The 13,060-nt window shown below is 67.1% G+C and carries 10 protein-coding genes and 1 pseudogene; 1 reads left to right on the forward strand and 10 read right to left on the reverse strand.

The annotated features are described in order from the left end of the window. Positions 1 to 22: 22 nt before the first annotated feature. On the forward strand, positions 23 to 1,819 hold the full coding sequence (locus C4901_RS03880; RefSeq protein ID WP_110136218.1) for a PAS domain-containing sensor histidine kinase: 1,797 nt from the start codon (positions 23 to 25) through the stop codon (positions 1,817 to 1,819). Here C4901_RS03880 and C4901_RS03885 read toward each other — a convergent pair. The 10 genes and pseudogenes from C4901_RS03885 to C4901_RS03935 form a co-directional block, all read right to left on the reverse strand. Next, the gene (locus C4901_RS03885; RefSeq protein WP_145960608.1) at positions 1,797 to 2,222 is read right to left on the reverse strand and encodes an N-acetyltransferase; all 426 of its coding nucleotides are present in this window, start codon (positions 2,220 to 2,222) and stop codon (positions 1,797 to 1,799) included. The genes C4901_RS03880 and C4901_RS03885 overlap by 23 nt on opposite strands. Positions 2,223 to 2,230: 8 nt before the next feature. After that, positions 2,231 to 3,121, reverse strand: a complete 891-nt coding sequence (locus tag C4901_RS03890; protein ID WP_168185535.1) for a DUF2156 domain-containing protein — start codon at positions 3,119 to 3,121, stop codon at positions 2,231 to 2,233. 592 nt (positions 3,122 to 3,713) lie between these two features. Then, entirely contained in the window at positions 3,714 to 4,157 is a 444-nt protein-coding gene (locus tag C4901_RS03895) for a DUF1841 family protein (protein WP_110136221.1), read from the reverse strand. Next, a complete protein-coding gene (locus tag C4901_RS03900) occupies positions 4,157 to 5,266 on the reverse strand; it encodes an FIST C-terminal domain-containing protein (RefSeq protein ID WP_110136222.1) in 1,110 nt (369 codons plus the stop codon). Before C4901_RS03900 ends, C4901_RS03895 begins: the two co-directional genes overlap by 1 nt. Positions 5,267 to 5,268: 2 nt before the next feature. Continuing rightward, a pseudogene (gene nth / locus C4901_RS03905) lies at positions 5,269 to 5,898 on the reverse strand (endonuclease III); the annotation flags it as partial. 16 nt (positions 5,899 to 5,914) lie between these two features. Then, complete coding sequence (locus tag C4901_RS17875; RefSeq protein WP_205736171.1) at positions 5,915 to 7,000, reverse strand: RnfABCDGE type electron transport complex subunit B; 1,086 nt, start codon at positions 6,998 to 7,000, stop codon at positions 5,915 to 5,917. Positions 7,001 to 7,066: 66 nt separating this feature from the next. Next, the gene (locus C4901_RS03920; protein WP_065968600.1) at positions 7,067 to 7,636 is read right to left on the reverse strand and encodes a 7-cyano-7-deazaguanine synthase; all 570 of its coding nucleotides are present in this window, start codon (positions 7,634 to 7,636) and stop codon (positions 7,067 to 7,069) included. 115 nt (positions 7,637 to 7,751) lie between these two features. Then, the gene (locus C4901_RS03925) at positions 7,752 to 10,880 is read right to left on the reverse strand and encodes an efflux RND transporter permease subunit (RefSeq protein ID WP_110136224.1); all 3,129 of its coding nucleotides are present in this window, start codon (positions 10,878 to 10,880) and stop codon (positions 7,752 to 7,754) included. Next, complete coding sequence (locus C4901_RS03930; protein ID WP_110136225.1) at positions 10,880 to 11,782, reverse strand: efflux RND transporter periplasmic adaptor subunit; 903 nt, start codon at positions 11,780 to 11,782, stop codon at positions 10,880 to 10,882. The genes C4901_RS03925 and C4901_RS03930 overlap by 1 nt, the downstream gene beginning before the upstream one ends. Continuing rightward, the gene (locus tag C4901_RS03935; RefSeq protein ID WP_110136226.1) at positions 11,779 to 13,041 is read right to left on the reverse strand and encodes a TolC family protein; all 1,263 of its coding nucleotides are present in this window, start codon (positions 13,039 to 13,041) and stop codon (positions 11,779 to 11,781) included. Before C4901_RS03935 ends, C4901_RS03930 begins: the two co-directional genes overlap by 4 nt. Positions 13,042 to 13,060: the final 19 nt, after the last annotated feature.

A 13,060-nucleotide genomic window follows, 5' to 3' on the forward strand; every position in this document is an offset into this window, starting at 1 on the left:
AGGCGTGTGCGAGGGGGGTAGCGTGGCATTACCACAGGCAGGCGACGCACCGGAGACGGGGCACGGTCCGACCGGCGAGGCCGAGCTTTTTCGCGAGCAGGTGCATCTTTTGTATGCCAGCCTGCCGCCCGGCCTGCTGGTCACGCTCATCAATGCCGGCCTGCTCGTGGTCATGGAGTGGCAGGCGGTGTCCGGCGCGCGGCTTGCCGCCTGGCTCCTGGCGGTGGCGATCGTGGCGCTCGCGCGCTACTGGCTGATCGCATACTATCGCGCCGCCCCGCAGGCCCATGGCACCCGCGTCTGGGCCCAATACTATGCGGTGGCGACCCTGGCCGCCGGCTCGGTATGGGGGGCGAGCGCATTGTGGCTGTTCCCCGCGGCGCTGGTGCCGCAGGTCTTTCTGTTTTTCCTGCTGACCGCGATGACGGCCGCCGCCGTGGTGAGTTTTGCGGCGATCTTTCCGGTGGCGCTGGCCTTCGTCATACCGGTACTGGCCCCGCTGGCCTTGCGCCTCTCGCTTGCCGGCGGGCGGTGGCATCACGCCATGGGGCTTGTCGCCGTGCTGTTCATGGTCGCCATGCTGTTGACCGCCCGGCGTATCGAACGCACCATCGCCACCTCTCTCAAGCTGCGCTTCGAGAACCGCACCCTGGTCGCGCGCCTGCAAGACGAAAAGACCGCGATCCAGGGATTGAATGAGGAGTTGCGGCGCGAAGTCGCCGCGCGTAGCCGCGCGGCCGAGGAGCTTAAGGAGCGCGAGACCTACATCCGCGCGGTCCTGGAACATGTCGAGGAGGGCATAGTCACGGTCGATCACGAGGGCTGCCTGCGCTCCCTGAATCGCGAGGCCTTGCGGATATTCGGCTATGAGCAGGATGAACTGCTCGGATCGCACTTCTCGCAACTCGTGCCCCCGGCCGAGCGGTCCGAGTACGCGCGATTCCTCGAAAGTCGCCTGGAGCAGGGCGGCGAGCGCCTTGCCGGGTACGGACTCGAGGTCAATGGCCTGAGGCGCGATGGTACGGTGTTTCCCATGGAGCTTGGGCTAAGCGCCATGAGTGTCGGCGCACGGCGTGGTTTCGTGGCCGTGACCCGTGACGTGAGCGCGCGCAAGCGCACCGAGCGCTTCAAGAGCGATCTGGTCGCCACTCTCGGTCATGAGATCAAGACGCCGCTCACCTCGGCGCTCGGGTCGTTGGGGCTCCTCACCGAGACCGGCGCCGCGACGCTGAGCGGGGACGACGCCCGTTTGCTGCGTATCGCGCGCAGCAATATGGAGCGGCTGGCGCGCACCGTCGCCGCCCTGCTCGATGCCGACAATCCTTCCGTGGCCCTGACGATGGGCGCACCGGGGCCGCTTGCGCTCCTTGGTCTTGTCGAAGACGCGGTCATGGCCGAGGCCGAATATGCGCGGGCGCGGGACGTGCGCCTGGCGCTTGATCCATGTTCGAATGCCATGGTGGTTTACGGTGATCGGGCATTATTGCTGCGTGCCTTGAGTCACCTCATCGTCCACGCCATCCACCTTGCGCCCGCGCACACGACCGTCGAGGTCGCGGTTACGTTCGAGATGGGGTTTGGCGTGGTGTCGATTCGCGACTGCGGAACGGCGCTGTCCAAGGAGGCCCGCGCCCATCTATTCGACGTCCACGAGGATGGCGCGCCGCATGTGGCGGTCGCGTCCCATGGTCTCGGGGCGGCGCGCGTCATTGCCGAGAGGCACCAGGGGACCGTGGGTTACGAGGCGCGCGAGGCCGGCGGTTCGCTGTTTTTTCTCCGCCTGCCCGCAAGGACGCCTAGAGCGGGCGACAGAGCTTGATGCCGGGGTGTCCGGGGCCGTAATAATCGGGCAGCACACCCTCTTCCGTGAATCCCAGATCGGCGTACAGGCGTCGTGCCGCCCCATTGGCGCTTTTGACCTCGGCGCGCACGATGGCGATGCCCTGTTCCCGGAGCCAGGCGAAGGAGGTGGCGAGCAGCCGCCGTGCCACGCCCCGGTTGCGGTATTGCGGATCAACCGCCAGCGAATAGAGGCGACCCCACCGCCGGCGGCCGTTTGCCGCCAACAGCACACACACGGCGCCCTCGAAGTCCCCGGCAATGAACCATGCGCAGCGCGGGCTACTCAGCAGGTAGCGCAGCTGCCGGCGATTGAACAGGCCGTCGGCCCCTGCAAAGCACCGCACCTCGAGGGCCATCAGGTCCTCGAGGTCGGCCGTCAAGGCGCGCCTCAACGCGCGTCCATCGGGACCCGCCGGTGGAGGATCACCTTTTCGCCGAACATGGCTGGGCGGTAGCTCATTTTGACCCGGCGGAGGTTCTCGAAACCCAGGTCGTCTCCGACATTGATGTAGGTGGATTGAGCGAACACCTTGGTGAACTCGCGGAACAGGTATTGGGCCGCCCCCTGAATATGGAAGTTGGTCTTCTCGATCAGTACGTTGGCGACATCCGGCGTCAGGCGTTCGCCGAATGTGAAGCCTTCCAGGACGCCGTCTATGAAAAGACACAGCCCCTCGAGGCCCAGTTCTTCGTACAGCGCGATCGTGCGGTTGATGGCCTTGCGTTCCAGTTCGAGATTGTAAAGAAAGTCCTCGAGGGATCCCTCCGGAAGCGCGCGAATGCGATTCTCGGTCCAGGTATTGACGAGGCTGCGCGCCGCCTCGCGATGCTCGGCGCAGAACGGCACCAGTTTGTGATTGGGGTAGGCGCGGCGGAACTGGTTGATCTCGTTACGCTTGGTCTTGAAGGCGTTCCCGCGCAGATCGATCAGGTCGGACGTCCGGTAGATGTAGTCCGGATTCGTGACCTCGACATGCCAGGGCTCGCCGTCGATCATTGGTGCGCCATCCTCGGCGTGGTCGAGAATCTGCAGAAACTCCTTGTATACGAAGTCCAATCGCGCCTGATAGGGCGAGGGGTTGTACTGATCCATGATGCGGATGCAGGTCTTCAGGGCGCGCCGCTGGCGGTGCGGTTCGCCAAGAGGCGGCAGGAGCATGGTCAGGCCGTTACCGGACAGGCCAAAGAGGCAAAAGCAGCCCTCGATGATTTGATAGAAGCCGCTCGCCTGGTAGAGCCATATGACGTTGTTGGCGAAGCTGTAGTCGGACAGGGCCACGCCCAGCCGACCGGCGGCGTCATCGAAATAGGGCTTGGCGCTCTTGTCGAACGGAAACAGACGGTACTTCCCCGAGACGAGGTAGCGCCCTTGCGGTTCAAGGCGCCGGCGGTTATCGGAGTCCGGGGGCTGGTGGCGGGTCCCTGCCGGGGAAGAAAATGGGTATCCATGACCGCGTTGACGGCATTTAGCATGCTTCCTCCCGGGCCCGTGACGGGCAGGGGAGGAAGCCGGGTTCGGGGGGTTCGTTGTCGGTCTTTTCTTTCTCTAGTGTCACGGTCTCGTCCTCACGCCGCCTATTAGCGGTTGTTTTGTGTCCATAAAAAACGGGGCCTAAAGCCCCGCGCATCCAGATGCCTATCCTGCTTCGGCTTGTACTTGCCGTTCAAGCGACTCATGACCCTTCCAGTATTTTGTTTTTGGTCCCGCGGCATCGGTACCCGTCGATCAGAACCCGCCGGCCCACGCCCCGCCGCCGACCGCCGCCGGACGCCTTTCGTCCCGCGGTCCTCTTCTGCCATTGGTGCGCAGTCGATCATGCCCCTTATCTACACGTCAGGCGGTCACATTGCAAGGGGGGCGGCAGGCCTTCTCATGATTTCCGCGGCTGCCTTTTAGGGATTGCGCGCAGGCGCTCGATGTACGCGGCATCGTCGGGAGCGACCCCCTGGCGCTGAGCCTCCCACAAGGTCTCCTCGAGACACTCCATCATGGCATGACGGGCGCGATGCCCATCCCGCCACAGGCCCTCGAGGCGTTGCCATTCGGCCATGACCCCCGGCGGGCGGTCCGTGGCGATCTGCTCGGCCACGGCGATATGGAGTCCGAGGTGGAGAAACGGGTTCCCGTCCGTCGTTCCCTGCGCCATGGCAGCCGGGGAAGAGGGCGTGTCCGCGAACAGGTCCTGGTACTCCGGATGGGCGAGCAAGGCCTCGACGACCAAGGCCTCGACACCGTCGAGCGGGGCGTGTTCGCGGAAACGCCGCCATGCGGTATAAAAGACGCCGCGCAACGCCTCGCGGTCGGCGGACCACATCAGGCCGCCTTCGGTGCCGACCCGCGGAAGAGCCCGAGCACCGTCGAATACTGGTAGAGATGATTGGCCTCGTCGAGCGGGCCGAGCTCGCCATTGCCGTAAACGCCTATCACCGGAAGTCCGGGAAAGCGATGCGTCAGGAGATCGAGATCGCGGTCGCTGTCGCCGTAGAAGTGCGGGCCGCGTCCGGCGCATGGGAACATCAATGCGAAATCCGGCCGCCCTTTGAGCGCGAGCGTCGCCCGGTCCACGGTGGCGCGCATGTCGCGTTCCGCCGCCAGCGTGTCGCGCATGGCCCAAAACAGGCGCTCGCCGCGCGTCAGGCGCTGGGCAAAGGTGATGGATTGGTCGCCCATGTTGGCGGCCACGATGTGGTTCAGGCGATAACGGCCTTCCTTGATGGCGGTTGTCGGGTCGCCGAAGGTCACGCCCCCCATGATGAGGTGCAGGGGGATCCGGTCCATTTCGCGCACCCCGATGGGCAACGCCTGGACCAGGACGTTCAGTGCCGGGTAGTGCCCGAGTTTCAGGACATCGTAGCCATGCACCTCGGCCACCTCGATCGGCGATGTGAGGGCGCGTACCCCTTGGGAGGCACCAAGGCTTGCCTGCAGGCCGCGGAGGGCGGCCTCGCCGCGCCCCTCGCGCCGGACCTGGCCTGCGGTCCAAACCCGGAACGGACCGCGCCCGAGGATGTCACCGGCCACGGCGCCCACGCGCCGGTAGCCGGCGTCGAGCCAGTCGGCCGAGAGGTCGCCGGGCGCGGCAAGGCTCAACACCGCGTCTTCATCGTTTTTTTGGACGTGATCGAGAAACGCGGGCCCCGCGAGCACCATGGCGGCGGCCGCCGGCGCATCCAGGACCCACTCCTCCTCGGTCAGAAGACCCGCGGCCGTGCACCCGGTGATCTGGGTGCAGCCCGCGGCGCGCGCCGCGGCACGCAGCGCCGGTTTGGGATCGCCCGCGAAGTGGTGGGTCAAAAACAGGATGACCGAGCGCGCACCCTTTATGTGCGCCCGCGCAAGCGCGCGGGCGACCGCCGTCGCGGCAAGCTCCGGCTGGGCCCGCGGGCCGCGTCCGAGACCTGTGGCGACCCTGATGCTGTCCATGACGGTACTTTATCGCGATAGGCACACAAGTCAAAGAGGGCACATTGGTCGCAGGCGGGCCGGCGCGCCTTGCAGACGTAGCGCCCGTGCAGGATGAGCCAGTGGTGGGCGTCGCGGCGGAAACGTTCGGGCACGAGCCGCGACAGGCGCTCCTCGACTGCGCGCACCGTGCGACCCGGGGCCAGGCCCAGGCGATTGGCGACCCGGAAGATGTGGGTGTCGACGGCGATGGCGGGCTCCCCGAAGGCGGTGTTCAGGATGACGCTCGCGGTCTTGCGTCCGACGCCCGGCAGGGCCTCCAGGGCGGCGCGCTCACGCGGTACCGAGCCGCCATAATCGCGAACCAGTATCCTGCAGGTCTCGCGGATATGACGCGCCTTGGTGTTGTAAAGACCGATCGTCGCTATACAGTCTTTCAGGGTCTCGGCGTGCAGCCCGAGCATGGTGTGCGCGTCGGGCGCGATCGCAAACAGCCGGGCCGTGGCCTTGTTGACCGCCCGGTCGGTCGACTGGGCGGACAACAGGACCGCGATCAAGAGCTGAAAGGGACTTCCATACTGGAGCTCGGTCGTCGGATGCGGGTTGGCCGCCTGCAGGCGCTCGAACACCGCCTCGCGTTCCGCAGGCCCCATGCGGACCCGCGGATTCCTAGACGTGCCGGTAGCGGCCAACGTCGGGCACGGCCTCGCGCGGGGCCTTCGCGCGCTCCGCCAGCAGCGCCTTCATCATCGCGTCGTGGTCGTGCGCGAGCTTGTGCGAGGCGTCCTCGGACAACTTCGGGAAGATCACGTTGGCGATGAAGGCCCCGAGGTCGGCAAGCGCCGTCGCCCACTTGTAGCCGTGCAGATGGAAGTTCGTCTCGGCGTGCTGGCCGAACGGGTAGTGCTGGAAATCGACGAGGCGCGTGGCCTTGAGATCGGGGTCGTTCTCGACGGCGGTCTTGGCGAAATCATACCACCACCGGTAATAGCGTTCCTGGAGTTCCAGGCTCAACTGGTTCTTCTCGAAGAAGGCAAAGGCCGTAACGCGGTTGGCCTTGCCACCGAAAGGGTAGTGTCCGGACATGACGGATTCCTCGCAACGCGGTTGGCGCGATTCGCCGGGCGGTATTCTACGGTCGGGGGCGGTCCCTTGCCAACCGCGCCGCCGACGTGCGTGCTCCAGGGCCTCGCGGATCTCGCGGCGTTTGCGCTCGCGATCGGCGTGCACCGATTCCCGGCGAGGGGGCGTGCGTGCGCGCCGGGCCTTGCGGTAGGCCCGCAGGCGCGCCCGCCGCGCCTCGGCGCGCGAGCGATCGGGCCACGGATCGCTCGGGGGGTCGTCGTGCGCTAAGACCGCGATGCAATCGACCGGACAAGGCGCCAGACACAGCAGGCAACCGGTGCATTCGCCGGCCACCACCGCGTGGAGCAGGCCCGCTGCGCCGACGATCGCGTCCACCGGGCAGGCCGGCAGGCAACGGGCGCAGCCGATGCAGCCCTTCGGGTCGATTGCCACCCGGGGACGAGCTGCGGGACGACGGCCAACCTCCCAGTCGCGGGCCTCGCGGCCGAGGAGGGCTGCGAGCGCCTGACGCGTGAACTCTCCACCCGGGGGACAACGGTTGACCTCGGCCCCCGCGCGCAGCGCCTGCGCGTACGGCCGGCAGCCGTCGAAGCCGCACAGCCGGCATTGGGTCTGAGGCAGCAGGGCCATGATTGTGGCGAGCGGGACCTCGGTCGTAGCGCGAATCATGGCGCGAGTCTGCCGGTCGTAGGGGGCCGATGCAAGCCGTCGGGAGTGTGTGTCGTGCAAAGGCCGTTACGCATCGGGGCCCAGCGCTTGTGCCCGTGCCCGACACTGCGGGCAGCGTCCGCATGGTGCGCGACGCCCGAGGAGGCAGCTATAGGTGCGAGTGTAGTCGATCCCAAGTGCGCGACCGCGCGCGACGACCTCACTCTTGCGCAGGTCGCGGTAGGGGGTTTCCAAGGCGAGCCCCAGCGCCGCCAGCGTATCGCTGAGTGCCGTGATGAAGGGCAAAGCACCCTCGTTATGCCCGCGGTCGTCGCGTTGCACGCCGAGCAACACGGCGTGCGTTTTCAGGGCCAGCGCCTGGTTCGCGGCCAGGGCCACCGCCAGGAGGTTGCGGGCGTTGAGCGGGACGTGAGGGCTGAACGGCCCCGGTGGCGCAAGGGCCTTGCCCAACCCTCTCAGCGACAGGACGGTCAGTGGTGTCCCGGTGGTCTCGCACAGGGCGGTTGCCGCCGAGCGTTCCGCGCGGGCCGCGCGCTGGCCGTAATCCAGGAAAAGCGCGCGCAGATTGCCCGCCCTGCCACGTTCATGGAGGAGCGTTGCGCTCTCGATCCCGCCGCTCAGGAGAAGGACGGACATGGTGTTCCTTCGCGCGCCACCGGCGCCGGCCGCCCGGTTGGGCAAGCCCCAGACAGAGGACGGACCGCGGACCGGCCACGGTCTTCCCTACTATGGCCACGTGGCTCTTCATGCGTCAAGGCGCGGTCGGCAAGCGCTTGTGATCGCGCCGGCGCAGGGCGCGGTAGACGCTCGGGATGACGATCAGATTCAGCACCGTCGAGGTCACGAGACCGCCGAGCACGACGAAGGCCAGGGGGCGCTCGAGTTCCTTTCCAACCGGCGATCCCCACAAGAGCGGCAGTAATGCCAGAGCGGGCGTGATCGCGGTCATGAGGATCGGCACCAGGCGATCGAGCGTGCCCATCCTCACGACCTCGTCGATCGGCCGGCCCTCGGTCTCGAGGTCTTTGTAATGGCTGATCAGAATAATGCCGTTGCGTGCGGTGATGCCAAAGAGCGCTATGAAGCCGATCACCGCGGCGGTGCTCAACGTAGATCCGGTCAACACCAGCGCCGCCACGCCACCGACCATGGCAAGCGGCAGATTGACGAGCACGAGCAGGGCATCACGCATCGAGCCAAACGCCTTTTGGAGGAGCAGGGCCGAGAGGATGATGGCGAGCAACCCGAGCCGCCAGAGCGTGGTATTGGCGCGCTGCTGACTGCGGAAGGTCCCGCCGTAGCGTACAAAGTAGGCACGCGGTAACGGGACGGTCGCCATGCGCCTTTTGACCTCATGGACGACCACAGACAGCGCCCGGCCCGTCACATCGAAGGTGAGCAACAAGACACGGTGTCCGTGCGCCCGGCGGATCTCGAAGGGCACGGGACGCACCCGGACCGAGGCCAGTTCGGCGAGCGGCACGACGGCGCGCGCGCCGAGTGCGGGTGCGCGGATCGGGAGGTTACGCAAGGCGTGCGCCGAGTGCCGGGCGCCACGCGCCACGCGTAGCGTGATCGCGAATCGGCGTGGTCCATGCAGGACGTGACCCATGGGCGTGTCATTCAGGTAGAGGTTGACGTCGCGCAGCAGCCGCCCCGCGGACACGCCGTAATGCGCATCGCGTCCCCGGCGCGGCGTGACCACGATCTGGGGGACACGGATCTGCTGCTCGAGATGCAGGTCGACGATACCGGGTATGGGCGCCACCGCGCGGCTCGCGGCCTTGCCGATCTGATAGAGGCGGCGCAGATGCGGCCCGTAGATCTTCACCGCCACATCCGCCGGCACGCCCGACTCCACGTCGTCGATGCGGTGGGCGATGAACTCCCCGAGATTAAAGGCCACCCCGGGGATGGTGGCGAGCTTACGCCGGATCGCGGCCAGCAGGGCATGCGGCGATTGCCGGCCGCGATGGAAGTCGATGCGGACATCGAACTCGGAATTGTTCGGGGTGTTGGCCCCGGGCGTGAGCGTACCGGCACCGGCGCGTTGGTCGACGGATACGACCTGCGGGAAGCGCGCGAGATCGTGACGCACGACCGCGCCCAGGCGCATGGATTCCCGCCATGGGGTGCCGGGCAGGGCCGTCATGACCAAGACATAGTTGCCTTCATGGAAAGGCGGCAGAAACGAACGGCCCAGGCGCATGAAACCCGCGCCGGCCGCCACCACCGCCACCAGTGCCAGGATGACGATCGTCCGCGTCCACAGCAGAATGCGTTCGAGAAGGCGCAGGTAATGGCGCTTGAGAAAACGGACGAGGCCGGTTTCGCGCTCCGCGCCGGGTGGCCTCTGGCTGTAGCGGCTAAAGAGCAGCGAACACAGGGCCGGGACCAGGGTTACGGACACCACCAGCGAGGCGAGCATGGTGGCCAGATAGGCTATGCCAAGCGGCGAAAAGATGCGTCCGGGGATGCCGTGCATGAAAAACACCGGTAGGAAGACCAAAATGACGATGGCAGTCGCGTAGACAATGGAGTTCAGTACCTCACGGATGGCATGAAGAATGACACCGTCGATTTCGAACACGGATTGACCGGCCCGGTTATGGTGGGCAATGCGTAGGCGGTGGATGATGTTTTCCACGGTAATGATCCCGTTGTCGACCACTTCCCCGATAGCCACCGCGAGACCCCCGAGGGTCATGGCATTGACGCCGGCATGAAAGACATAAAGGATCAAGGCGCCGAGTGCAAACGAGGCCGGCAGGGCAATGAAGGTGGCCAATGAGGCCCGCCAATTGGCGAGGAACACGAGCAGCACGAGGATCACGATGAGCGCCCCCTGCCACAAGGCCGTCCATAGGTTGTGGATGGCGGCGTGGATGAAGGTCGACTGCCGGAATATGTGGGTGTTCATCGTGACGCCAGGCGGGAGCGCGCGACGCGCCGTGCGCAGGGCGTGGAGTACGTGACGCGTGGTCGTTATGGTGCTCGCGCCGTAGGCCTTGTAGATGGTGCCCACCACCGCCGGCACCTCGCCCAAGGCCGCGGCCCCCAGGCGTATGGCATGCCAGCGCCGGACCCGGGCGACCTGCGCGAGCGTTATCGGCAGACCGTCGTGGTCGGCGACGAGGGTATGCCGCAGGCGCGAAATGGCGTCGCTCTCGTGGAGCCGGCCCGCGGCCGACACGATCAGCTGTTGCCCGGGCGTCTCCACGAGGCCGCCCGGGAGATCGCGACTCACCCCGCGCACAGCGCGCGCGACGTCGCCCATGCTCACCGAGTAGGCCTGCATGGCGGTGGGGCGAAGGTCGATCTGATACTGCGTGACCGCCCCGCCGATATCGGCCACGTCAGCCACCCCGCCCACGGACAGCAACCGCGGGCGGATCACCCAGTCGGCCAGCGTGCGCAGTTCCTGGGCCGACACGATCGGGCTTGTGAGCGAATACTTGACAAGCCACCCTATGGCCGACGTGAGTGGGAATATCTCGGGCCCGTGGACGCCCGCCGGCAGTCGTGATTGCAGGTCTTGGAGCCGTTCGGCGATGAGCTGGCGGTCATGGTAGATGTTGGTGCCGGCGTGAAACACCACCGTCACAAGCGACACCCCGAGCGTGGTCTTCGAGCGTACCACGCGTATACCCATCGTACCGTTTATCGCAGTCTCGATCGGATAGGTGACGAGCGCCTCCATGTCGCGCGGCGCCATGCCGGGCAAGGTCGTGCCTATCACCACGCGCGGAGTGGCGAAGGCCGGAAAGACGTTTATAGGCATACTGCGCCAGGCGAGCAACGCCGCCCCCGTGAGGATGACGAAGACCCCGATGATGAGCGCGCGGCTGCGGAGCGATAGGGAAATGAGAAAATTGAACATCAGCTGTCTGCCTTGAGTTTGCCGCCGGTCATCCACAATGTGTAGAGTTCGGCGTTGCCTTGCGTGACGACGCGCGCGCCGGCCTTAAGTCCCGAAACCCCGCAATAGCCGTGCTCGCGTATGCCCACGGTCACCGGCGTGTACCGAAAGCGGTCGCCCCCTATCGCCACGAACACCGCGTGCCCGGTCCCGACAGCGACCACGGCGTCGGACGGCACGGCGACCTGGCGTGCGCTCGCGACCGTGACGGAGGCGCGCGCAAAGAGCGCGGGCCGTAACGTTGCCTGGGGATGGTCGAGCGCGATCCATATCGTCTCCGCGCCGCGGCGCGGATTGATGCGCGGTGCCACCATGACGACGCGGCCTGACAGGGGGATGGCGATGCCGAGTGCGCGAATGCGCGCCTGTTGCCCGCGGTAGACTACGGCCACGTCCTGCTGGTAGACGTAGGCCTTGAGCCACAGCCGGTGGGGTTTCATCAGGCGATAGAGGAGGGTACCGGGGGCGACCGCCTCACCCAGGACCGCAGGGCGTGTTTCCACGACCCCGCTCATGGGGGCATGGACGACCACGCTCGGCGGCGGGTTCCCGACGAGTAGGGATTGGATGCGCGCGAGCGGCGCTCCACGGCGTACCGCCGCGCCCACCGTGGCGTACAAGGCCGTCACGCGCCCGCGGATACGAGGGGTGACCACCGCCTCGGTATCCGGGGGTAGGGTGAAGTCGCCGTAAAGGGTACGGCGGGCGTGGAGTGTGTGCGTCCGTGCGGAAATGATCTTAAGGCCAAGCGCGCTTATGTTGGCCGGTGACAGATGCACGATCGGCGAACGCCGGGCGAGGGCTGGAACGGTGGTGAGGGCGAGCACCAAGGCGCCCGCCGCGACGACGCGGAAGTTGATCATGATTGCTCCTTGGGGCCGCCTAGGGCGATGCGCAGCGCCATGCGGGCGCCGGCCACGGCGCCGTGGGTCTTCAGCCACGCCGCCGTCAGGGTGAGTTGGTCGGTAAATACGGCAAGCGCGCTTGATGTGTGTACTTGACCGAGTCGCAGGCCTTGCAGCGCGAGCGCCGCGGCTTGGCGGGCGTGGCCGAGCAACCGCGCCAAGCGTTGCTCGCGCGCGCGCAGCCGCTTCAGTCGAAAGAGGTCGCGGGCGATGGTGCGGTGGATGCGCCAGCGCAGCGCACGGACCTGCGCGCGCGCCTGAAGGGCTTGGGCCCGCGCCGCCGACCGGCTACCTTGGTTGCGATTCCAGAAGGGCAATGGCAGCGAAGCGCTCAATTCGATCGAGCGATCGATGGGTTGCGCGGGCACCCCGCGCAGCACCTGACGGTCGAGCTCCACGCCAGCCCCCACGGTCATCCAGCCGAGCCGGCGGGCGTGCTGGTAGCGGCGCACGGATTCCCGATAGCGGCGATCGATCTCGGCTGATCGCAGATCGGGGCGACGAGCGAGCGCCGTGGCCCAGGCGTCGGCCGGCCCCGGCGGATGCCAGTGCACCGGCGCCGGGGCCGGCCAGGGCCCGCGCGGGCGATAACCGATGGCGGCCACGAGCGCGGCTTGGGCCTCGTGGCGCCGGGTACGCCAATCCTGGCGCAAAAGCCGTGCCTGGTCGCCCAAGAGTTCCACGCCGCTTGCCCCCACCGCTGATATCTGGGCGGCCCGTACGCGCGCCCTGACAAGACGCATCAACACGTGTTCGTTGCCGATCAGGTGATCGACCCGGGTCACGGCGTAGGCAGCGCTGCGCCACCGCGTGTAGGCGCGCGCCACGAGGCCGCGGATCTGCCATGCCTCGACCTCAAAACGGGCGTTCGCCACGCGGACGCCGGCCCGGCCGACAGCGGCGTGGCGGGCGATGCGCGCGGTCAAGGGGACGGCCTGCGTCAGCATGGCGCGGGCACTGAATTCGCCTGGGCTACCGGTTGCGTTGCCGGTGCCCCCGGAGATGCTAAGCCGCGGGTCTGGCCAAAGGCGATCCTGTCGGGCCAGGCCGCGGGCGACACCGATGCCGTGGCGGGCGGCCATCAAAGACGGGTTGTGGCGCATGGCCAGGGCCTCGGCCGTGGCGAGGCTCAGGGTGTGTGCCGAGATCGGGACAAGCCCGGCCACACCGATCAGGGCGAGCGCAAGCGCGCGCGCCGGTGGAATAGGGGTGCGCATAAGGCCTTCTCGTGGGACT

Origin of the sequence: Acidiferrobacter sp. SPIII_3 (assembly GCF_003184265.1) — a bacterium.
GTDB lineage: Bacteria > Pseudomonadota > Gammaproteobacteria > Acidiferrobacterales > Acidiferrobacteraceae > Acidiferrobacter.

What these genes read in the sequence shown, in the direction of transcription:
- C4901_RS03895 (WP_110136221.1), bottom strand. Translation starts at nt 4,157, where the DNA reads ATGTGGTCCGCCGACCGCGAGGCGTTGCGCGGCGTCTTTTATACCGCA.
- C4901_RS03900 (WP_110136222.1), bottom strand. Translation starts at nt 5,266, where the DNA reads ATGGACAGCATCAGGGTCGCCACAGGTCTCGGACGCGGCCCGCGGGCC.
- C4901_RS17875 (WP_205736171.1), bottom strand. Translation starts at nt 7,000, where the DNA reads ATGATTCGCGCTACGACCGAGGTCCCGCTCGCCACAATCATGGCCCTG.
- C4901_RS03920 (WP_065968600.1), bottom strand. Translation starts at nt 7,636, where the DNA reads ATGTCCGTCCTTCTCCTGAGCGGCGGGATCGAGAGCGCAACGCTCCTC.
- C4901_RS03925 (WP_110136224.1), bottom strand. Translation starts at nt 10,880, where the DNA reads ATGTTCAATTTTCTCATTTCCCTATCGCTCCGCAGCCGCGCGCTCATC.
- C4901_RS03930 (WP_110136225.1), bottom strand. Translation starts at nt 11,782, where the DNA reads ATGATCAACTTCCGCGTCGTCGCGGCGGGCGCCTTGGTGCTCGCCCTC.
- C4901_RS03935 (WP_110136226.1), bottom strand. Translation starts at nt 13,041, where the DNA reads ATGCGCACCCCTATTCCACCGGCGCGCGCGCTTGCGCTCGCCCTGATC.